At 43.5% G+C, this 22,780-nt stretch carries 17 protein-coding genes; 9 read left to right on the plus strand and 8 right to left on the minus strand.

Annotated elements, in window-relative coordinates:
- Nucleotides 1-9: 9 nt before the first annotated feature.
- From fecE to FQ083_RS00480, 5 genes are all read right to left on the minus strand, one after another.
- Nucleotides 10-777 (minus strand): Fe(3+) dicitrate ABC transporter ATP-binding protein FecE, encoded by a 768-nt coding sequence (gene fecE, locus FQ083_RS00460; RefSeq protein ID WP_149408295.1) that lies wholly within the window; start codon nt 775-777, stop codon nt 10-12.
- Nucleotides 777-1,808 carry a FecCD family ABC transporter permease gene (locus tag FQ083_RS00465; RefSeq protein ID WP_262880807.1) on the minus strand — a complete coding sequence of 344 codons (1,032 nt, stop codon included), beginning with the start codon at nt 1,806-1,808 and terminating at the stop codon, nt 777-779. Before FQ083_RS00465 ends, fecE begins: the two co-directional genes overlap by 1 nt.
- Before the next feature lie 189 nt (nt 1,809-1,997).
- Nucleotides 1,998-3,074, minus strand: coding sequence for a FecCD family ABC transporter permease (locus FQ083_RS00470; RefSeq protein ID WP_149408296.1), 1,077 nt, complete (start codon nt 3,072-3,074; stop codon nt 1,998-2,000).
- A gap of 42 nt (nt 3,075-3,116) precedes the next feature.
- Nucleotides 3,117-4,190 carry an ABC transporter substrate-binding protein gene (locus FQ083_RS00475; RefSeq protein ID WP_149408297.1) on the minus strand — a complete coding sequence of 358 codons (1,074 nt, stop codon included), beginning with the start codon at nt 4,188-4,190 and terminating at the stop codon, nt 3,117-3,119.
- Nucleotides 4,191-4,263: 73 nt separating this feature from the next.
- Complete coding sequence (locus FQ083_RS00480; RefSeq protein ID WP_262880808.1) at nt 4,264-6,351, minus strand: TonB-dependent receptor; 2,088 nt, start codon at nt 6,349-6,351, stop codon at nt 4,264-4,266.
- A gap of 205 nt (nt 6,352-6,556) precedes the next feature.
- On the opposite strand from FQ083_RS00480, the gene FQ083_RS00485 reads away from it, so the two are divergent.
- The 6 genes from FQ083_RS00485 to FQ083_RS00510 all read left to right on the plus strand — a co-directional run bounded on the left by FQ083_RS00485 (nt 6,557) and on the right by FQ083_RS00510 (nt 16,740).
- Nucleotides 6,557-8,752, plus strand: a complete 2,196-nt coding sequence (locus FQ083_RS00485; protein ID WP_149408299.1) for a TonB-dependent receptor family protein — start codon at nt 6,557-6,559, stop codon at nt 8,750-8,752.
- 291 nt (nt 8,753-9,043) lie between these two features.
- Nucleotides 9,044-10,279 carry an acetyl-CoA carboxylase biotin carboxylase subunit family protein gene (locus FQ083_RS00490; RefSeq protein ID WP_149408300.1) on the plus strand — a complete coding sequence of 412 codons (1,236 nt, stop codon included), beginning with the start codon at nt 9,044-9,046 and terminating at the stop codon, nt 10,277-10,279.
- 55 nt (nt 10,280-10,334) lie between these two features.
- Nucleotides 10,335-12,131: an IucA/IucC family protein gene (locus FQ083_RS00495; protein ID WP_188004042.1), complete on the plus strand. Its 1,797-nt coding sequence runs from the start codon at nt 10,335-10,337 to the stop codon at nt 12,129-12,131.
- Nucleotides 12,131-13,390, plus strand: coding sequence for an MFS transporter (locus FQ083_RS00500; RefSeq protein ID WP_149408302.1), 1,260 nt, complete (start codon nt 12,131-12,133; stop codon nt 13,388-13,390). The genes FQ083_RS00495 and FQ083_RS00500 overlap by 1 nt, the downstream gene beginning before the upstream one ends.
- A gap of 52 nt (nt 13,391-13,442) precedes the next feature.
- Entirely contained in the window at nt 13,443-15,473 is a 2,031-nt protein-coding gene (locus FQ083_RS00505; RefSeq protein ID WP_149408303.1) for an IucA/IucC family protein, read from the plus strand.
- A gap of 1 nt (nt 15,474) precedes the next feature.
- Complete coding sequence (locus FQ083_RS00510; RefSeq protein WP_149408304.1) at nt 15,475-16,740, plus strand: type III PLP-dependent enzyme; 1,266 nt, start codon at nt 15,475-15,477, stop codon at nt 16,738-16,740.
- Between the two features lie 681 nt (nt 16,741-17,421).
- Here FQ083_RS00510 and FQ083_RS00515 read toward each other — a convergent pair.
- Both FQ083_RS00515 and FQ083_RS00520 read right to left on the minus strand, forming a co-directional pair.
- On the minus strand, nt 17,422-18,240 hold the full coding sequence (locus FQ083_RS00515; protein ID WP_149408305.1) for a DODA-type extradiol aromatic ring-opening family dioxygenase: 819 nt from the start codon (nt 18,238-18,240) through the stop codon (nt 17,422-17,424).
- Between the two features lie 218 nt (nt 18,241-18,458).
- The gene (locus FQ083_RS00520; RefSeq protein WP_149408306.1) at nt 18,459-18,911 is read right to left on the minus strand and encodes a DoxX family protein; all 453 of its coding nucleotides are present in this window, start codon (nt 18,909-18,911) and stop codon (nt 18,459-18,461) included.
- Between the two features lie 173 nt (nt 18,912-19,084).
- On the opposite strand from FQ083_RS00520, the gene FQ083_RS00525 reads away from it, so the two are divergent.
- Nucleotides 19,085-19,996: a LysR family transcriptional regulator gene (locus FQ083_RS00525; RefSeq protein WP_149408307.1), complete on the plus strand. Its 912-nt coding sequence runs from the start codon at nt 19,085-19,087 to the stop codon at nt 19,994-19,996.
- Between the two features lie 96 nt (nt 19,997-20,092).
- On the opposite strand, the gene FQ083_RS00530 is transcribed toward FQ083_RS00525, so the two are convergent.
- Nucleotides 20,093-21,010, minus strand: a complete 918-nt coding sequence (locus FQ083_RS00530; RefSeq protein ID WP_020443476.1) for a LysR family transcriptional regulator — start codon at nt 21,008-21,010, stop codon at nt 20,093-20,095.
- 187 nt (nt 21,011-21,197) lie between these two features.
- Here FQ083_RS00530 and FQ083_RS00535 point away from each other — a divergent pair, with 187 nt between their 5' ends.
- Together FQ083_RS00535 and catC are read left to right on the plus strand one after the other, a co-directional pair.
- On the plus strand, nt 21,198-22,370 hold the full coding sequence (locus FQ083_RS00535; RefSeq protein WP_149408308.1) for a muconate/chloromuconate family cycloisomerase: 1,173 nt from the start codon (nt 21,198-21,200) through the stop codon (nt 22,368-22,370).
- Nucleotides 22,371-22,412: 42 nt separating this feature from the next.
- Nucleotides 22,413-22,703, plus strand: a complete 291-nt coding sequence (gene catC, locus FQ083_RS00540; protein ID WP_011513602.1) for a muconolactone Delta-isomerase — start codon at nt 22,413-22,415, stop codon at nt 22,701-22,703.
- Nucleotides 22,704-22,780: the final 77 nt, after the last annotated feature.

Genomic DNA, 22,780 nt, shown 5'->3' on the forward strand with positions numbered 1-22,780 from the left:
GCAGGCATGCTATAGATACACACACATCGGTGAACCTGCTACAGGGTCTGTAATCACTTTGGCTTGCACGTCAAATATATCAGCAAGCATCCCCTCCGTTATTACTTCACAAGGGGTTCCCATCGTTTTTAATTCGCCTGACTTTAGAACCACCAATAAATCACAATATCTTGCTGCTTGGTTAAGGTCATGGAGCACAACGATGATGCTTTTGCCCTTCTCTTTTAACCCTCGAATAAGATTCATCAGCTCTATCTGGTAGGAGATATCTAAATAAGTGGTGGGCTCATCCAGCATGATAAGATCCGTATCCTGCGCTAAAACCATCGCGAGCCAAGCGCGCTGCTGTTGACCGCCAGATAAGGCTTCAAGTGGTGTCTCAGCTAGAGATTGAATAGACATCTCATGCATGACGCTATCTACTATCTGGTTGTCTGCCGCGCTCATCTTACCCCAATGTGAGACATAGGGCGTTCTGCCATACTCGACCAACTGTCTGACGGTCAAGCCTTCAGGATTGGTCTGTACTTGTGGCAATACCGATATCTGACGAGCAATCTGACGATTATTCAATTGCGCCATATCTTGTTGTCTAAGTAAGATTCTGCCCGATTGAGGTTGAATCAGCCGGCACAAGCCTTTTAATAGTGTCGATTTTCCGCAACCATTTGGGCCAATGAGTCCAATGACTTTATTTTCTGGCAACTCAAGTGACAAGTTTTTGATAACTGTCTGTCCGCCATGATAGCCAAGCTGGAGTTCATTCACTGATAGCATCACCACCCCTTATAGCGCGATAGCAAAAAGATAAAATAAGGCGCACCGATCACTGAGGTTAAGACACCAGCTGGTAACTCAATTGGCGCAAATAGACTGCGTGCCAATACATCTGCGGTGACTAAAATGATCGCACCTATCAGCGCTGACGCTGGCAACAAGATACGGTGCTGATGCCCAAAGAGCAATCGTGCGATATGAGGCGCGAGTAAACCAATAAAACTGACTGTTCCTGCCACCGACACCGCCAAGCTCGCAATCACCACTGCGATAAATAATGTGGTAAATTCTAATGGTTTGACTGACACACCAAGATGATATGCCGTCTCCCCGCCAAGTCCTAGCACATCCAAGCGCCACGCTAAATACATACTGATGACCATTAATAAGGCAAATATTATCGTTAACATGGGAATATGTTGCCAGCTGCGACCCCACAAGCTACCAGTTAACCAAATCATTGCGGTATTGATTTCAACGGGATAAATGACCAATAGAAAATTAATCCCACTGGCTAAAAAGGCACTAATAGCGACGCCAATCAGTGCTAAGCGTGCGGGCGTAGGCTGTGATATCTGTGCTAATAGTATAATAATACAAAAGGCCAATAACCCACCTAGTAAGGCTGCGACAGATAACCACCACATGGGAGCAGCAGGAATCATAACCAGCAAAAGAGTTGCGCAGAACCCTGCGCCAGCACTGATACCCATCAAGTCAGGAGATGCTAACGGGTTACGAATGACCCCTTGCACCAATGAGCCTGATAACCCAAGACTTGCCCCGACTAAAATTGATAATATCGTGCGTGGCAATCGGTGCTGCCAAACAATAAAGTCTTTGTCGCCGCCAAATCCTTGCTGTAAATGCTGCCAGATTTGCACTAGCGTTAATTCGCTGGCACCAAAAAAGATGCTGTTCACACTAAGGATGAATAGCATCAGAATAATCAGTACCACCGCCCTACTTGCAGACTTATGACCAAATAGTGAGTTTGAGCGCGATGAAGAAGCTTTAGTTTGTATCGTCATTCGTTGCTTACTTTTGTTGCTGGATAGGATTTTGAATCGCTTTTAGTTATAGTTAAAATATCTCAAAAACGCTAAAGTACTGCTGGTATAAATTTTTTGCAGCCTCTGTCTGCGTAGGCACAGCAAGCAAGAAAAGTTAATATCAGCAGTACTTGATGTATCGATATTACTTTTCCCTGACTATATCGATCAGCTATCGAATCGTCGTCTACATGCCAGCGCGATAAAAACAGGTGTCCCAATCAGTGCCGTTAGCAGGCCCACTGGTGTCTCTGCCGGATAAGCAACTGCTCGTGACAAGACATCCGCCCACACCATCAATATACTGCCAAGCAGCATAGACAATGGCAAAATCTGCTCATAAGCCATATTCGATACCTGCTTTAACAGGCGCTTGGCAACATGGGGAATAATCAAACCGACAAAGGCAATAGGACCGGCGACCGCCACACTGATCGCCGTCAATATCGTAATCAATGCCCCACACGACCACTGTAATGCACGCAGGTTCACCCCAAGGCTACTTGCCACATCATCGCCCAGCACCAAGACATTTAATTTAGGTGATAGCCACCAGCCATAACCCAAGGTCAGCAGCGATATAGCCGCTAGCATGGGAATGGACTCCCAGCGCGTATTGGCAATAGAGCCAGCTAGCCAATACAATACCCCATAAGCTTGCTCATCCGTAGTAATCAGCGCCGCTCGTGTCATGCCGACCAGCAGCGCATTGATAGCAACGCCCGATAAGATTAGACGGACAGGATGCACCGGACGCCCAGAAAAGTAACCCGCCAATCCTGCAACGAGGGCACAAGAGAGCACTGCCCCAACCATTGCTTGCAAAAAGGTAGAGGTTAAAAAGGTAAATCCTAAACCAATAGAAGATAAAGCAACCACGCACGCTGCCCCTGCATTGATACCCAATACCGCAGGAGATGCCAGTGAGTTACGGGTCATCACTTGCATTAGTAACCCCGCCACCGCCAAATTGGCACCGACTATAACCGCCACGAGCACGCGCGGCAGGCGAATCTCTATTAATAATTGTGCAGTTAGCGACGCTTGACCATTTTGCTGTGTCAATAAGGAAAATAAATCCGTCAACGACAGGGCAAATTTTGAATATGCCGTTAACCCTTGCCAGCAGCCAATCAGTAAAATGACTAATAACCCACACCATAATAACGCCCATATTATCGGGCGCTTTGCAATATGGGGTTTTAAGGATATAGAAGATGAGCAGCTCAGTTGCTTATCAACCATAAAAATCGCCTTGCTTTAAAAAGACAGTAGTGCGATGTCTCATTAATTCGACTCTTTTAAAGAAAGGCTTGAACCTTCTTTGCCTGGGCTCGATGCAATATCAAGCAGCTCAGCCGTCATGTATTCAGCAGACTGCATACTGCGATTGAGCGCCCAGTAATTGGGATCGACCTCGATGACCTGATTCTTTTTAACCGCCGTTAGCTGATTAAATAGCGGCGAGGATTTCCATTCATCATAGATAGTGTGATCGTTATAACGTCCAATCAATAACCAATCAGGATTAGCCGCTAATAATTGCTCCAAACTGGTTGCGATATACGCCTCACCTGTTTGCTCCGGAATCGGGCTTTTGATATTTAGATGATTGAGTAAACTACCGGCGTACGAGCTTGGACCATGCAGCCACATGCCTTTATCACTGATAATCGCAAACTGCACGCTGTGGTTAGCAAGTGGAGTTGTTGCCAATTGCGACTTTAAATCTGCCATCTTTTCTAGATGCGTATTGATGACTTGAGACATTTTTTGATCTTGATGTACGATATGCCCGACCAATTGCGCCGTCTGTATATTCTCTACATAACTTTCACCGCGACTTTTAAGCACGACAGACGGTGCAATGCGATTAAGCTCATCGGCGATCACCGTATGACGCTCGTCATCGGCAATGATAAGGTCGGGTTTTAAATCAGCGATGGCTTCAAGACTTGGCTGATAACGTGAACCGACCGAGGTATAGCCAGATAGCTGTTGATTAAATTCAGGAATAATGCTGTCAGGTTTATTATCATCGGCGATACCAACCGGATTGAGTCCTAGCACTAACGCATCCCCTAAAAATGAGTACTCCAAAACTACGATACGCTTTGGATCCTGCAGATAGTCGCTCAAATTGGGCAAACGTGCTTTAATTTCTTCATCGGTTAGCAGAAGAACGTTATTTTTGTCACTTGACTCAGTAACTGCTGCTGCCGACGTGCCGTTGTCAGCATTCAATGATGGCGTTGTCGCAACATTGTTTTTTTGATTCATAATAAAAACAATACCGCCAACCACAATCAATACGATGACCAGTAAGGGTAAAATAAGCGTGAGCTTTGGACGTTGATTCATAAATAGCTTTTCTTAATATCATTAAATGGGTTGGGCGCTAGGGACATGAAATTTTGGCGTTAAGACGCACTCGTTAAAATTCGTAGTTATAGGTTAATAGCCACGTTCTAGGCGCACCAAGACCAATTTGGTTTTTGCCCGACGTGCCATTGGTAGCCCCAAGCGCATATTCTTTATCCAGAGCGTTATTTAGATTCAATTGCAGATTATGTTTGCCTGTGCTGTAGGCAGTCATTAAATCTACGGTCGTATAGCCAGCGAGTTCGACTGCCTCTGCGTCTCCAGCGTAGCGGTCACTGATATAATTCACACCGCCACCAATTCGCCATTGATCAGCAGGTTGATAAGCGGTCCATAACGAGAACGTTTGGTTCGGTACGTCGTTTGGCGTCAGACCCGTTTTTTTATCTTCAGCATCAAGATAACTATAGCCTGCCGACACATCCCAATTATCACTTAGCTTACCTCGAGCTTCTAACTCTAGACCTTGATGACGAAACTCATCTTTATCCGTCACTTCGCGATTGTCATTGGTTTTTGGGTCTTCTTTATCAATGCGATAGAGAGAAGCATTCAGCATAATATCGTCATTATTTAAATACGTTTTCACCCCAATTTCTTTTAGGTCGGTCTGATAAAGTGCACCCAATTTTGGATTGATAAACGTTCCTGAATAAGGCAGCTGCCATGAACGCGCTACGGTGGCATAAGCGGAGGTGGCGTCATTAAACTTATAGACGACGCCTGTTCGGTAGCTGAATTTGTCGTCGTTAAGCTCACTGTCCTTACCATTAGCGTTTTGACTCAGGCGCATATTGTCATAGCGAACGTTGCCGACAAGTGACCAGTCACCAATGTGATAGACATCTTGGGCAAAGACACCAACGCTTTGGGTGCTGTTTTTACGAAATGCGGGGAAACCTGGGTTAGGCGTTGGACCAGCGCTCGGGTTAGTTGCAGATGTGGGTGGTACATTTTTGTCAGTCGCAAGAGTTAAGTCAATGTCGATATCATTGTAATCAGCGCCAAATAGCAGCTCATGATTATCAAGATTCCAAGCAAGCTCAGACTGTAAGGTTTTGCTGGTGCGTGGATCATAACCAAAATTATTGACAGTACGTTCAACCTTATCATTGACCACATCAGCAGATGATTGACGGGTGCCTTTTTGCTCTAAAGTAATATGGCTGTATGAAGCTCGATTGGTCCATTTAAGATCATCATTGATATCAAACTCATGATTGACATTGGCATGCCAAGTGTCTGAATCTTGGTAATCATTGGTGCCGCCATAAAAAGTATTAGGAGGTACATCAACAGGCTTACCATTTTTGGACGGAACACCGCGATAAGGTACAAGGTGCTGGCGCATAAAATCGAGGGAGAAATCAAGCGTTTGCTGGTCAGTCGGCTGCCAACGTACCGTTGGTGCGATAAAGACATCATTTGAATCGACATGATCGACATAGGAGTCACTGCGGCGATACTCGGCATTGATACGGGCATTGACGGTATCTGATAATTTATGCGAGCTATCGACGCGCGCCACGGCTAAGCCATCGCTACCCACTTGCGCTTGCACCTTATCGAAGTCATCGCCTTCCGCTTTTTTAGTGACTAAGTTGATAATACCACCTGCACTACCGCGCCCATACAGCGCGCCCGCTGGACCTTTTACCACCTCTACGCGCTCTACATTGGCGAGGCTGCGATAGGACTGCAATTTGCCATCATCACGCATACCATCGCTATAGACATCGTTTAAACCATTGAATCCACGCAGCACAAACTCGTCTCGGCTACCTTCGCCAAGCGTGTTATTCAAACCGGCGACGCCTTTCATAGCATCCATCACGCGCACCGCGCCTCTATCTTCTAGCTCCGTTTTAGTCACTACCGATACTGACTGCGGCACATCTAACCACTCGGTCTGTGTCTTGGTCCCTGACGTTGGGGCATAAGCAGCATAACCTTCATAAGTTTTAGCCGTGACCACAATCGGCGCTAGCGTCGTCGATGGCAGTGTTGTTAATGGCTGTATAGCTGTCTCTTGAGCAGCAACCTGTTGACTCACCACCATGGTTAGACCAGTCGTCATCATGGCTAGGAATAATTGAGCACGGACCGCAGTCACTAAGGGTTTAGGTTGATGGTGAGACATAATTAGATCCATAGATGTGTTAAGGAATGAGCGAGGTTGTCAGTGGCTTAGTCTCAATAATTATTGAGCAGTACTTATTAATACTTAAGCATATAAATGATAATAATTTTGCAAATGATAACTATTACTGTTTATAATTGCAACGTTTTAGTAACACTATTCACCTTTGACTGACATAAACACCTGCTAAATAATTGGAATTGTTATGATTATTATTTTTAAACGTTCTGCGCTTTGTCTTGCTATGTTTTGCATTTATCAACAAAGTAGCGCTGAGATGACGCCCATTAGTAAGAAAACGAGTGTTGAGGCTCGCTCAGACACTTCCATTACAACTAGCTCCATTAATAATAAAGCAGAAACAAAAGTACTTTCTTTTACTGCAGCGCCAATCATTGTCACTGCAGAGACGTTAGGTGATTCTAGTGCTAATCAGGTAAAAGCATTTGCTGGTAATCGTACGGTGATTGACAACGATTTCATTAAGAAAACCGTGAGTAACTCAATTGACGGTGCGCTACAGTTTATTCCAGGTGTCAAAATTGACGATGAAACAGGGACTGGTGTATTACCTAATATATCCATACGTGGTCTACATGCCAGCCGTAGTGGACAGGCGCAGTTTTTAATGGATGGCATTCCTTTAACCTTGGCACCTTATGGTCATACCGGTCAATCTATCTTCCCGGCGACCCTCGATAATCTTGAGCGCATCGATGTCGTACGCGGCGGGGCTGCGACCCAATATGGTCCAAATAATGTCGGCGGTGTGATCAACCTCATTACCAAACCTATTGCCAAAGAGACTCAAAATGAGATTGGCACCAATTTAACGGTCTTTGAGCAAAATGGTAAGCCATTGACCAGTTTATATGCTCGTCACAGCCGCTGGTTAAATGATGATTTCGGAATACAGCTAGAAGCCAACGGTATTAAGGGTGACAGCTTTAGAGATCACTCAGACACTAAAGTTACTAACCTACAAGCCAAAGCCCTTTGGTATATTGATGACAATCAGGAACTAGAAGGGTTCTTGCAATACTATGATGCCGATACAGAAATGCCTGGTGCGCTCTCGCCTTCTGCCTATGAGCAAGATGTCGAACAGAGTCAACGCCCACTTGAAGCTTATCAAGGTAAATCAACGCGCTGGCATGCTAAGTACAAAAACTACTTGGATATCGGTGATGAAGCAGTATTAGACCTCACTACTTTTGGCCATCATGCCACACGTAATTTTGAATGGGGATTTAACTCACAAGCGAACAAACAAGGTGTACATTGGGCAGATCCTTCTATTGCAGCAGACAGCCTGCGTACCTCCCCTCGTGAGTTTAACGTCTATGGCGTAGAGCCGAAATTTTCTGTGCAATTTGGCAATAATAAAAACATCAAACATCACCTCATCAGTGGCGTGCGCTACGTCAATGAAGACATCGATTATAAACTGATGCAAACCAAGCTTGCTGATGGTACGACGACCATGCCCCGTGATTGGCAGTTACAAACGGATGCATGGGCTGCTTATCTTAGTGATGAGATGAGTTTTATGGATGAGCGCCTAAAAATCACCCCTGGTATTCGTTACGAGAATGCAAAAATGACGTTTAATGATGCTGGTAATAACACGCAAACAGATAACACCATCACAGAGTGGCTACCTGGATTAACCACATCTTATGCATTAACCAAGTCTGATGACAAGCTTTGGCTGATTTATGCCAATGCGCAGAAATCTCTAAGAACGCCGCAAATTGCCAATATTCGCGGTAACGGTGAAGAAGGCAGTGAGCTTGCGTGGAATTATGAAATAGGTACACGCTATACCACCGATAACATTCAAGCTAATTTGGGATTGTATCGCATAGATTTTAAAGATCAGCTGCAATGGAACAGCGCAGAGCAAAGCTTTGATAATGTGGGTCGTACCCTGCATCAAGGTTTAGAGACTGCGATTACTTATACCCCAAAAACATTCAAAAACCTAGATGTAGGTCTTAGTTACAACTATCTTGATGCCACGCTAAAAGAAGGGGCAGATGAAGGCAATCAACTGCCGTACAGCTCGCCACATCAGTTGGGCTGGCACGCCAATTATAAGCATCAAGATTACAACGCTACTTTATCTGGCGTTTACTATGACAAAGCTTATGCTGATAATGCCAACACGGTAGAAGAAAGCAAAGACGGCGGCATTGGTGAGATACCTGCTTATCAAGTTTGGAACTTGAGCCTACAAAAAACATTGCAAGATACCAAAAACGAAAAACTATCTGTTCAGTTCGGTATTAATAACTTATTTGATGAACAGTATTACTTCCGCGGTGTCGATACCAGTCCTGTTGGTCGCTATCCTGCACCCGGACGTTCATACAAACTGGGGCTTAACTATCAATTTTAAGGGTTAATAAATTCTAATCCTTGAATACTTCGCAACGATAAAAGCAAATCTGAAATGGATTTGCTTTTATTTCAAAAAAACATTGCAACCTCTTTGTCTCTCTTATCAAATTTCACTGCTTACCTTCGCACTTAAACCCCTCTCTTAAAAAATTTTAGTAGATTTCAGCCATTAATAGCACAATATTTTCATAACTTACTTGTAAATGATTATCATTATCATTATTATTGCGTTCAATAAAAGATTGTGCTGCTTGTTTTTATTTATAGCTAATTATGAAAGGAAAACTCTATGACTTATTCTACGGTTCTCATCACTCATGTGGTCAACGATGCAGTTATTAAAGGTTTTATCCCCGCCTTATTGAAATCGAGGCACGTACCTGACAGTCAATTGATTATCATAACCGATGATAAAGAGGCACACATGGATGCGTTAATAGCGACGCCTTTAGGGGCGCAAATCAGCATCCTTGAATGCGATGTATTTAACCCTCTAGCGATCATTGATACCTTAAATAATTATCATATCCTGCCCAATCTCGTCTTTAGTAATAGCGACCATCTACAAGCCGCAACCGCTGTGGTCGCTGAATTTTTCCATTTGCCTAGTAAAGACTGGCGTCACTGCTTGGTCTTTAAAGACAAGTACTTAATGAGAACACAGCTGCATTCTGCTTACTTATATCAAGCCGGCTATCAGCTGCTAAGCGCTAAAGATTTACACCTTGAGAATCTCAGCATCAGCTTCCCTCTGGTCGCTAAACCCAAGCAAGGCGTCGCTAGCATGGACGTTCAGCTTTGTATGAATAAAAATGAGCTGTTAAGCTATTGCCAAAGTTTTTGGCAGTCAAAAACCCTGCCTATTTTGGTTGAGTCCTATGTGGCTGGGCGCTTAATTACGTTAGAGATACTCGGAGATGGTGAGAGTTTGGTGGCGGTAGGCGGCTTTGAGGTGACATTAACCGAACCGCCACATTTTGTAGAGCTTGATGCAGTTTGGAATACGCCCTTATGTGTGCAGTACCGTGAGCGCTGTTTGTCGATTCTACAAGATATCGGTGTTGGACTTGGCGTCTGTCACAGTGAATTTATTATTACCCCAACGGGCGAGGTGCATTTGGTTGAAATCAACTATCGCAGCATCGGCGATGGTAGAGAGTTTCTATTACATGATATGGCGCACTACCCTTGGTTTGATACCATTGTTAGATTGCATCAAGGGGTCAGCATTGCTGAGTTAGAGGCCGAGTTCGGGTCACTCGCCATCAGTACGCATGCACGCATTCATTACATTGTTGCACCTCAATCTGGCACCATTTGCATAGCACCTAGCCCATTTAATAAGCAAATGCAGCAGACGACCATTATCCATCAGCCCCTAAAAAAACAACATCAAACCATTCACATTACCCACTCTAATAAAGACTATTTGAGCCGACTACTGGCTTATTCCGATTGCGCGAACACTATGAATGACGTACTAAACGATGCCATAGCAAATTTGCAGTGGCAGTTTGAATCCTAGGACGTTGTTACCTACTTTTTTACACATTTTAATTGTTATATTTTGAGAGTTTATGATGGATAAACAATATATTACTAAGCGCTTTATCAACACTTGTATCCGTGAAGATGTCTATGGGTTGCTGTCAAATAATTCGATTATCGAAGCAGAATTTGATATTCCTGATCTGCCAGAGGTATTAAAACAACAAAAATTGTGGCTAGAGATAGCCTCGTCCAATCAAACCAGTTGGTTGCCGATCGTAGCCAGTGACTATATGCAATATTGGCAACTTGCCAGCCCAATGTGGCTTCAAAAAAACTCAGGCGATTACCTCATCAAGCATGACTATCAGGATTTTGTCGCCATTCTCAAACAGTTGCCAGTTGCCTGTGAGACTGCGCTTAACAGCTATCTGATTGAGCTTAATTGTGCTACCGAACACCGAGCGTTAGCACGCCAAGGGTTTAACTCTCAACGCTGCCATCTTGAGCGCAATATTAATGAATACCCAAGTTGGTCTGAGCGCTTGCTATACGCTGATCAAGTCGCCTCGTATTTAGACCATCCTTATTATCCGACTGCCCGAGCCAAGCTTGGTCTGGATGCGGCGGATATCGCAACCTATAGTCCAGAGTTTGCGCCAACCTTTAGCCTATATTGGGTTGCTATCTCGAAAAAACTAACCACTATCAGCGCTAAGCTGCCTGATATTTGGCCAATCTTTACAGACGTCGGTCTCAGTCCGGACCTCCAACAGACGCATCATCTATTTCCAGTACATCCGTTAACCTTGCCGCTGCTGCACCAGCATGTTCTTAAGGATACTTCGCTGCAAATTATATTGGCACCCAAGTCTGCGCTAAGCGTACAACCAACCTTATCTGTGCGCACAGTAGTGTGCTGTGCTGAGCCAAATATTCATATCAAAATACCGCTCATTGTCCGCACCTTAGGCAATAAAAACGTGCGCTTAATTAAGCCCTCAACCATTTATGATGGTCACTGGTTTCAACGCACCTTACAATTGATTGAAAAAAATGATGCCGCGCTCCAAGGGTGTTACGCCCATTGCGATGAAAGCCTAGGTGGTCATATGGGCGACGATAAAACACTCGCCTTTATAGTCAGGCGCTATGACGATATCAATTTAATGGATAAAACCCCTGTCCCAGTGGCAGCATTTGGCAGCGTCATGCCTGATGGTCGCCCCTTTATCAGTCACTTAATTGCACAGTTTTATGACGGTGATAGTCAGCTTTGGTTAAAAGAGTATATCCATCTGTTATGCCATGTTCATTTAAATTTATGGATCAAATATGGCATTGCGCTAGAAGCCAATCAGCAAAATGCCGTCATTGTATTTGATAATCATAGCCGCACGATGACCTTGCTCATGAAAGACAATGATTCTGCACGCCTTTATCCACCACGATTTAACGCGGCCATGGCTCAAGCTGGTTTAGGCGATGTGATAAATAGCAGTGTTATTAATGATATTAAAGACCAACGTATCGTCGTTGAAGATGAGTTGGCATTAGCGCAGATGTTTTTGACCATCACGCTCCAGCTAGACATCGTTGCCATTATTGAGATGATGAGCGCCCATAACATCATCAACCGTCATGACGCCTATCAAACCTTAATAGACTGTATTGATACGACCTTACACAGCCTCTCTAAACAAGGTTACGACATCCATCTTGCCAAGCAAGTCTTATTAGAGAGCCAGCACTGGTATATCAAATACTTATTGTCTGCTGGTAGTCTGTTGTCAAAAGAGCAGTCTGGCGCGAGCGATATCAATAAGTTCTATGGCAAATCAGCACCCAATACCTTAAAACTTATGCAGCGACACAAACAGGATTCCTAATGAACTATCGAATGATGGTGGCAATCGTCCTATGTTGTCACTACCTTTCCGCGTTTTCTGCGTTAGGTATGCCACTGTTTTTGCCAATCATGCTCCAAGAGCTAAATGCGCCATTGCAATCAGGCTGGGTTGGTTTGCTGTTTATATTACCGACCCTAATGACTGCCATTGCTGCCAGATACTGGGGAAGTTTCGCCGATACATATGGTCGCAAAACATCCTTGTTGCGAGCGGAGTTGGGGTTGGCGGTGGGGTTTTTGATATGCGGATTTTCTCAGTCTTTATGGCAGCTCGTCATAGGGCTGAGCGTTCAGGGGCTGTTTGGTGGGACAATGGCTGCCTCAAACGCATATTTAGCCACCAGTATCACTGATAAAAACGCCTTAAAACAGGTGTTGAATTTCACTCAATTCTCAGCACGACTTGCCCTGATTACGGCCCCGATTGGGCTGGGTTTTTTGGTACACCATTACGAGGTGTTAAGTTTGTATCGCGTGCTTGCCATCCTGCCGCTCTTAGCATTACTACTCAGCTTTTCGTTAAAGAAAGACGTTATCGCAGCAGGCAATATCGGCACAACCGCAAATACTACCGAATTGCCAAAAGCATCTACAAGAACCAAAACCAACAACATTAACAGTAACACAGCTAAAAGCGATAAAAAGAAGACGCATGACTCAGTGCAAGCAATAACGGGCGTAGCTTTTTTCGCCAATCCTTATCTGTTTATATCAGTGCTGCAGTTTTTCTTAGCCTTTTGTATGGTAGCGACTTTCCCATATTTTTTGCCATTTGCCAAAACTTTTGGGCTTAGCACCTCTCAAATAGGACAGTTATATGCCATGCCTCATGTCATGTATCTGATCTGCCAGCTGCTCTATGGGCGCATCAGCCAACGCCTGCCAGCAATGTCCTTAAGCCTTGGTTTTACGGTATTAGCGAGTGCGGTTTTACTGCATTTGACGGATTATCTTCCCTTGATTTGGTTGGCTAGAATGCTATTTGGCGTTGGCATGTTTATGTGTTACCAAAGCCTGCATGCACAAATGGCGGATACCAATCAGTCTAAGCATAGCGGCAAAATATTCTCTCGCTATGATGCGCTAGCAAAATGGGGCGGCGTGCTAGCAGGATTGTCGGTCACTTTATTTGTACCGATGTTTGGTTTGCTCTCTCCTTTCGTTCTCTCAGCAATGATGGCAGTTATCGCGATAATAACCATAAAAATATATCAAGAAAAATATAGCAATATTGTGTAGAGGTCACTACAGACAAAAATCACTCTAAAAACATCTAAAAAAGACTTCACTTATGAAACCAAACTATTCACTATCAAACAACACGATACCAAATTTTCTACTACCTAGTAAAACAGTTGAAAATACCCCAGTGCCAAGCCTGCTTTCGCAGTACCATCAGTATAAGTCTGAGCAGCATGCACTGACGAATATCATCAATTGTTATCTTCGTGAGTTTGCTATCCCCAATCAAGACCTAAGCATTGATGAGTCTGATGACGACTTACCACTATGTCTACGTGATAACCGCGTCTGCCTAATCACGCGCCTATTAACGATTCGATTTCCTGTCGCTAATGAGGCTGCTTCTGCAAAAATCGTATTGCCAGTGGCGTATTTTAGTCATCTAGGCAAGTGCCAGCCAAGCGGAGCGCCTTGGCTAAAAGCTCGCGGTCAATCATGGGCATGCCTCAACATTCATCAATTGGTCGATTATCTGCACAGTTATATTGCTACGCGTTATCAAATCGATATCAACCAAGAGCTAAAATATCAGATTGATAATAGCATCAGCGTGACAACCGCTTTTTTGCAGACTTCTGCCAACCACGCTACTGACTACCATCACGATTTACAGCAAGATAAATCCACTGTTAATGGCTATATAGATAGCGAGCAAGCATTGCTGTGGGGTCATGCGTATCATCCGTCGCCAAAAAGCAGGCAAGGGGTCGACATGACGTCTTTATTGGCGCACTCGCCCGAAACCCAAAGCCAATTTGCTTTGTTTTGGTTTAAGGTTGACTTCTCCCTCGTCAGCTATATTGGCAAAGACACCAAAACCGTACTGCGCAATATCGCTCACACGTTACTTGCTGACGCTGGCGACTTACTAGAGTCTATTAATTCAGATACTGATAGCGACACCGATTGGGTTTACTACCCTTGTCATCCGTGGGAAGCCGATGGCATCTTGGCAAATCCGACCATCAAGCGAGCAGTCACATCAGGATATATGATACCGCTTGGCCTGATAGGCAAGGCGGTATCCCCAACCTCATCGGTGCGCACCTTATATCATCACCAGCTATCACATTTTATCAAATGCTCTATCCATGTTCGTCTGACCAATTGCATTCGCAAAAACGCTTGGTATGAGCTCCACAGTGCCGTTTATCTAAATAGCATTTTAGATAAAATTGATCACAGCAAGCGTCTGACTGCGCCAGCTTTTAAGCTGATGTTAGAGCCGGGGGCTGCCACCCTTGATATGAGCGCCAAATTCCCCGATGACGATCCCAGCTCTACTCAGTTTATTACCGAGTCCTTTGGCATGTTATTTCGAGAGTCATTTACAACGGATGAAATTAAATATCTTAAGCCACAAGTTGCTGCGGCCTTATTTACGGAGGATAGGTTCGGAGACAGCGTCATTGAACGCCAGCTACAAAAACGCTGCGTACACACTGGTCAACGTGATAATGAGCGTTCATCTTATGACACTCTAGCCTGCTTATGGTTCAGCCGTTATGCCCATACTTTAATTGATGGCACGTTTGATTACTTCTTTAATCATGGCGTTGTGTTCGAGCCGCATTTACAAAACACGGTAATTGGCTTTCATCAAGGTCTGCCGACATGCGTCTGGATTCGAGATCTTGAAGGCACCAAACTGGTTGATAACCTTTGGTCACTTGCTGACGCGACTGGTTTATCCGAGCGCTGTAAACAATCCATCCGCTACTCTAAAGCAGCAGGATGGTCGCGCATTGCCTATTGCGTTTTTGTGAACAATATTAGTGAGGCCATCTTTTATTTATGCCGAGGTGCGCAATCAGCAGAGATTTTAGAAGCGCGACTTTGGCAGCATGTCAAAGAGATATTGATGAATTGGCAACTGGTATATGGTACTCAGCCTGAAATTCAGGATTTGTTAGCCGGCGGTAGCTTACCTAGCAAGACCAATTATAAAACTCGATTACTCACGCTTGCTGATAAACATTCCGCCTACGTGATGCTCCCTTGCCCATGGCAGTCCTCTATGCTCAACGCCAATAAATCTAATATAAAAACTCATAAATTATCTGAATCAAAGGTTGCCTAAAATGATGACAAACGCGACAACAACACACTTAATAGAGACATCAGATAAGCATTCGCTTCCTCAAAAAATAATTGACTGTATCCATAATTATGATGCGCAGTCAGCCCCGCTCTGTGCCTATATTTATGACTTAGAAGCCTTAGCAGAACGTATAAAGACTATGAAGCGCTGCCTGCCTGATAACACGCAGCTGTTTTATGCCATAAAGGCCAATGCTGAGCCTCAAATACTATCAACCTTAGCAGAGCATGTAGATGGGTTTGAGGCCGCTTCTGCAGGCGAGCTCAATTGGCTACAAACCCACCAGCCAAACCACTCTATTATTTTTGGTGGACCGGGAAAGCTTAACTCAGATTTACAGCAAGCCATACAACAGCAAATCAATACCATTCATGTGGAGAGTCTGGTCGAGCTGGCTCGAATCCAAACCTTAAGTCAATCCTTACAGCTTCCTGTCCGTATATTTTTGCGGATGAATATTGATATTGGTGATATTGGTAGCAGTAAACTGGTCATGGGCGGCAAGCCTACCCCCTTTGGGCTGGATGAAACCCATCTCAAGCAAGCGCTAGCTATCATCGACTCAAGCCCATTTATTGAATTCTGTGGGTTTCACTTTCACTTGATGTCGCATCAATTATCAGTCGAGCGCCATCTGCTATTAATGCAGCGCTATATGGAGATGGTCAAGAAGTGGCAGCACGATTATCCGTCGTTGCCCTCAAACCTGACCATCAATGTGGGTGGCGGCATTGGTATTCACTATGATCAGCAGCCGCAGCATTTTGAGTGGGAAGTATTCTGTCAACAGCTTGCCAGCATTTTAACGGCAAATCCGCAGTTTACGGTCAGGTTTGAGATTGGACGTTTTATCACTACGCCCTGTGGTTATTACGTCATGGAGGTACTGGATATCAAAAAAAATCTTGGCGAGACATTTGTGATTGGTCATGGCGGCACGCATCACTTTAGAACGCCCGCCGCGCAGCAGCACAATCATCCTTTTTTCATCGTGCCACGCCGCACGAGCCACGCAATGGAAAATAAGTTGCTAGAAAATCTGATAGAGCAAGCCGCCATCACTGGCACCAAGGCAACCCTTGTCGGTCAGCTTTGTACTCCCAAAGACATACTGGCAAAAGATCAATGGATTGAAGCGCTGCATATCGGCGACTACCTTGTTTTTACCTTAGCAGGGGCTTACGCTTGGAATATCTCTCACCAAAACTTCTTAATGCATCAGCCACCGAAAATGATTTTTTTATAAAAGGATAAGGCTAATTTAATATATAAAGAAAAATGTGCGTCTTTGTTAGGCACCGTTAATAATTAAGAAAGAATGAAGCTGGTTTGAGTGTGACAGTTCGGCAGGTAAGGTTGTGGCAAAAATAGAACCTCAAAGTCGTTGAATAAAAACTTATAAATACAAGGAAGCTGATGATGGGCATAAGGCCTATTAAACCTTAACTCATCTGCGCTTAAACAATTCTAGACAGGTGATGTCACCTATATTTGTATCAAAGACGGCTAGTGTTATCTAGCCGTCTTTAGGTTTGTATGCCTGTCGTGTGATGGGATTTGCCATGTCAGACTCGCCTGATAGTATGCTGACCACTATAGACTGATTGTTGATTTTTGTGTGCTGAGAACCTCCTAACCATGACACTCATTTGCATTGATTTATGATCGATGCGCTATACAGGTATCGAACTACTCATTTTAGATATGGATTGCATGATTACGAAATCGATAGCATAGGTTATGATTAAGCAGTATGCCTAAAACCTCCCAAGTTGGTTTCTACCTGACTTACAGCGTAGACCACATAGCTGCGTTATGTATAAAAAACCCACTAAGCATCTACTGAGGAATTTTAGCGGGCTCTCATTAATTTTAGAAACATTTAGGTAGCTTGATTGATATTGAGGTTTGATAGAAGAATCTGAGCTTAGCCAAACCGAAAGGCTGATATCTGAGTGTTCATTACTTGCTGAGAATAGACCTTTTGCCCTTGATCTGTTCCTGCTGCGCCCGCGATAACCATCAGCGGGATCAAATGCTCTTCGCTTCCTAATAGATGAGACTCGATAGCATGGGGCGCTTTAGACCAATCACTAAGGGCTGCAAATCGCGCATCTTCATCGGCTGCAACCGTCTTAGTTAACCAATCATCAAATGCCACTGATGGAGCCGTGAATTTTTTATCGCCATAACCGCGCATATTATGAAAACTCATACCGCTGCCCACAATCAACACCCCTTCATCACGTAATGCCGCAATTGCTTTACCTGCCATTAAATGGGCTTCAGGATCAAGATCCTGACGTAGCGATAACTGCACTACTGGGATATCCGCATTAGGGAAGATGAGTTTCAACGGGATGAATACTCCATGATCAAAGCCTCTTGTAGCATCTTGTTTATTGCTTAAACCTGCATCAGTGAGCATATTACCTATCCGTTCAGCCAATACTGGCGCGCCCACTGCTGGATAAGTCAGCTGATAAGTATGCTCAGGGAACCCATAATAATCATAAATTAGATCAGGTTGCATACTAGTGGTGATACTAAACTCGGGTGTTTGCCAATGTGCGCTGATGATCAAAACAGCTTTGGGACACTGTGGCAAGCGACTTGAGATATTTTTTAAAAATTCAGCCATTTGATCCCAAGTATCAGCTGGCTGCCACTCCATAAAAAAACAAGGACCTGCACCGTGAGGTATAAATAATACTGGCTGCGTGGCTGAAATAGACTCATTATTCATTAGCTTCACTCCATTATCTTTACTAAATACTGCTAGGATGAACAGGCACAATTCTACTGGAATTCAGTGCTGTTAAATAATAATAAGCCACATGGAAGCATACTAAAGTCACAAGCCAGCGAACATCGCCTTCTTTATCTTATATATGTTGCCAGTTTTTAGTCCAATTGCCATTATTTAAGATGGACACTTACTATTAGCGAGTAAATGTGGATTTATTAAACATTATCTAGTTTTTCTGATAAAGCATTATCCATACTGAGATAACCGCCACCTTGTATTGCCAAAGCAATCAAAGCGACCATCAATACTAAGGCATACTCATAGCCACCATCAGCGACAAATAATCCATTACCGATATGTACAGAGAAGATGGCGACTAACATCGTAAATGCAGCAACTAATGCAGCAGGTCGAGTCAGCAATCCTAAGACTAAGGCAAGACCACCAAAGAACTCAGCACTCCCTGCCAATATTGCCATTAGAAAACCAGGTTCCATACCCATACTGCTTAACCACCCAGCCGTGCCAGCCAGCCCATTGCCACCAAACCAGCCAAATAACTTTTGAGCACCATGCGCTGCCAAAATCAAACCTACGGGTACACGAAGGATTAAAGCGGCAGCGTCCGCTTTAGATAGCAAAATTCTATTCATTACTGACATTTTCATTGTTATTACTCCATTAGGTTTATTTTAGGAAGGGTATTTAATTCCTGGAATAACCATACTTTACTATCAACACAGTAAAAGAGTAAGATAGATAATATTGAATAATTAACAACATATCATTGATAATTGTTTTGGCGTTGAATTTTGATGATTAAATAGAAATAGGGCAAAATATGGATAGAATCGATGCAATGCGCGCCTTTGTGGCAGTGGTGACCGAAGGCAGTTTTAGTAATGCGGCAAATACCTTGCAGCTGTCACCGCAGTTGGTGAGCAAATATGTCTCTAAGTTGGAGGAGCAGCTAAATACACGCCTGCTTAATCGCACCACTCGTAAAGTCAGCCTTACCGAAGCTGGCAGTCATTACTTCGGACATGCACAACAGATTTTACTTAGCATTGATGATATGGAATCAAAATTAGGTGGTTTACAACAGAATCCCAAAGGCGTTTTGAGAATCAGTGCACCAGTATCGTTTGCCTTAAAACATATGGCTAAGTTAATCACCGACTTTCAGATCCATTATCCATTGGTCAAGGTCGACCTACAATTGACTGATCGCAAAGTCGATATTGTCGAGGAGGGTTTCGATGTGGCCTTGCGTATCGGGCAGCTAAAAAGCTCGTCACTGATTGCTAAGAAGGTCGCACCCATTCGTGTGATGTTATGCGCTGCACCTGATTACCTGAACAAACATGGCACGCCTACTCAACCTGAAGATATTGCCGAACACCGCTATTTGCATTACAGCTATATGAATATGGATGGTAAGGACGATATCTACCAATTATTAAAAGCAAAATACCTCAAGCAAGGTAGCGAGCTTCGTAGTAATAATGGTGATGTATTGGTGGACGCGGCTATTGCAGGCGCAGGTTTGGTATTACAGCCGACGTTTATTATCAGTGAATCAATTAGCAGTGGCAAACTAGTCGTCGTGTTACCAGAAATTGAGCCTGAGGCTTTGGGCTTATATGCAGTGTATGCCCATAGAAAATTACTGCCACATAAAGTGAGGTGTTTTATTGATTTTATGGAAGGCTATTATGGTACGCCACCGTACTGGGACGAGTCAATACCTTAGCTTTTATTGGGCTTAACGGCAATGACTCGTTTATTGAACTAGCACTCGTAAATTCTCACGCATAGGTTTATATTCTATATTAACACTATGATGTATTCATATTTTCTCACGCTTATAATCAAACCCTTCTTCATCATAAATCTGATAAGTCACGTCTAACAATGTTTTTAACAATTCTGATTTGTCAAAATGCCTGACACTCATCACAATCGGTGAGGTTAAATGACCATCCTCAAATGGAATATAAGTCACTTCTTGACTACGCAGATGCTCAAGCGTCTTTGGCACAATAGTCAGGCCTTCACCTGCTGCTACTAACCCTAACGCAACATGTAACTCACGTACTTCAGTCAGATAATTGGCTTTTAAGTTACGGGCTTCAAACAATTCCAACACATAATCAATAAAGCTGGGACGCGGCGCTGTTGGATATAGCAATAGATTTTCATTGGTTAAATCCATTAGATTGATGCTAGTACGATTCTCCTTTACGAGCACATGATTGACAGGAACTGCAACAACCAAACTCTCCTCTCTAAGAACCATTCTTCTGATAGAAGCATCTTCAAATAATAGCCTGCCAAATCCTACGTCTATTTTACCATCTACCAATCCTTGCGTTTGCTGCCAAGAGTTTAACTCATATAACTTAATTTCTATATTTGGATAGACCTCTCTGAAGCGCGCAATCACTTTTGGCAATATGCCATATAATATCGACGATACAAAACCTATAGATAGCGAGTTGTCAAAATTACCCTTACGAAAAGTCATAGCACGCAGATCATCTGATTTTTTTATTATCTGCAGCGCATGATCATAAAAAAACTCGCCAGCTTCAGTAAGCTTTAGAGGTCGATTGTCTCTATCAATCAGCGTGACGCCTATCTCTTCCTCCAATTGTTTTATCTGACGGCTCAGTGGGGGTTGCGAAATAAACAAACGCTCTGCTGCCTTATTAAAACTTTTTTCCTCTGCCACCGCTACAAAGTAGCGTAAATGTCTCAATTCCATTGAATGTTATTCCTTGAGTGACCTATAAGCCTATCGATACCTAAAGAACATAACATGTTGCGGGTTGGTTATCAAAATACCTAAAAGGTATTAATAACAGACTAAATAGGTCTTAGACATGTCGTTATCCAGCAATTATAGTTCTTATTAAGCATAAGGAAGTAAGACTTATAAATTAAGGACAGATATGATTCGCTCAATTAACACCTTGCTAGTACCGATACCGACTATTCGAGAGCACAAGCTCGCTTGCACGGTCATGAGAGAACAAGTACTAGTCTTAGTACATATTCAAACAGAAGATGGCTATGAAGGTTGGGGCGAAGCGACCACCATTGGTGGTCTAAGCTACGCAGAAGAAAGCCCTCATAGTATCAAGACTAATATCGATACCTACTTTACGCCTCTTTTATTAAAAGAACAGCCTACTAGCACAGCGAAAGCCATGCAGCTGCTAAGTGTTCATGTTAATGGCAACCGTTTTGCAAAGTGTGCGATTGAAACTGCCCTACTCGATATCGAAGGCAAACGCCTAAACCTACCAGTAAGTGAGCTGATTGGTGGCCGTGTCCGCGATCGCATCGAAGTAGCATGGACGCTTGCTAGCGGCAATACAGCGACCGATATCGCAGAAGCTGAGCGCATGATTGAGCAAAAGCGCCATCGCATTTTTAAATTAAAAATCGGTAGCAATCCGATTATTGATGATGTTGCCCACGTATTGGCTATCAAAAAAGCGCTACCTGATTGCCGTATCACAGTTGATGTTAACCAAGCATGGACAGAACTTGAGGCAATGCAAGGTATTAGCTTATTACAAGCTGGCGGCGTTGAGTTAATAGAACAACCTATCTCAATGCGCAATAAAGCCGCACTAAAACGTTTAACCGAACATTTTGATGTAGCTATCATGGCGGATGAAATTGTCCAAGACCCTCAGAATGCTTTTACCTTAGCAGCAGATCATTGTGCCGACGTCTTTGCCGTGAAAATCAATCAAGCAGGCGGATTAAAAGCTGCTTGTCTTATTGGGCAAATGGCATATCTAGCAGGTATCGAGCTCTATGGTGGCACGATGCTTGAAGGTCCTATCGGTACGGCAGCATCAGCCCATGTATTCTCAACCTATCCCAGTTTAAATTTTGATACAGAACTGTTTGGTCCTTTGCTATTAACCGAAGACGTTTTAGTACAGCCTCTTGATTATCAAAATTTTGGCTTAAATGTACCTACAGGTGCAGGTCTTGGCATTGAAGTAGATAGCGATAAGGTCTATCACTATGCCAGACAAGCAATCAATAATTCACTTAAATCATCGAAGCCGCAATTTGCCACTAATGCTCAAACTGAAATACTGTAACAGCTAACAAAGTTACCTATCATTAAATATAAGGAAATAATTATGTTATATCACGTCAGAATGGATGTCTTAATCCCAACAGATATGGACGCCGACAAGGTCAACGAGCTTAAAGCAACTGAGAAAGCATTATCACAAAAGCTCCAAGAGCAAGGTAAATGGCGTCATATTTGGCGCATAGCCGGTCAGTACTCTAACTTCAGCATCTTTGATGTTGAGAGTAATGAAGAGCTACACGACATTATGATGTCATTACCGCTCTATCCGTACATGAAGGTTGAAGTGACACCATTGTTACGTCATCCATCATCTGTTCGTAGTGATGACAGCTAAAGCAAGCCAGTACAGCTGATATCAGAACCTATAAAAACTGAGTAAGAATACTCACTGCAATTACCCCTTAATAAAAC

The organism is Psychrobacter sp. ANT_H59 (genome assembly GCF_008369225.1).
Classification (GTDB): domain Bacteria; phylum Pseudomonadota; class Gammaproteobacteria; order Pseudomonadales; family Moraxellaceae; genus Psychrobacter; species Psychrobacter cryohalolentis.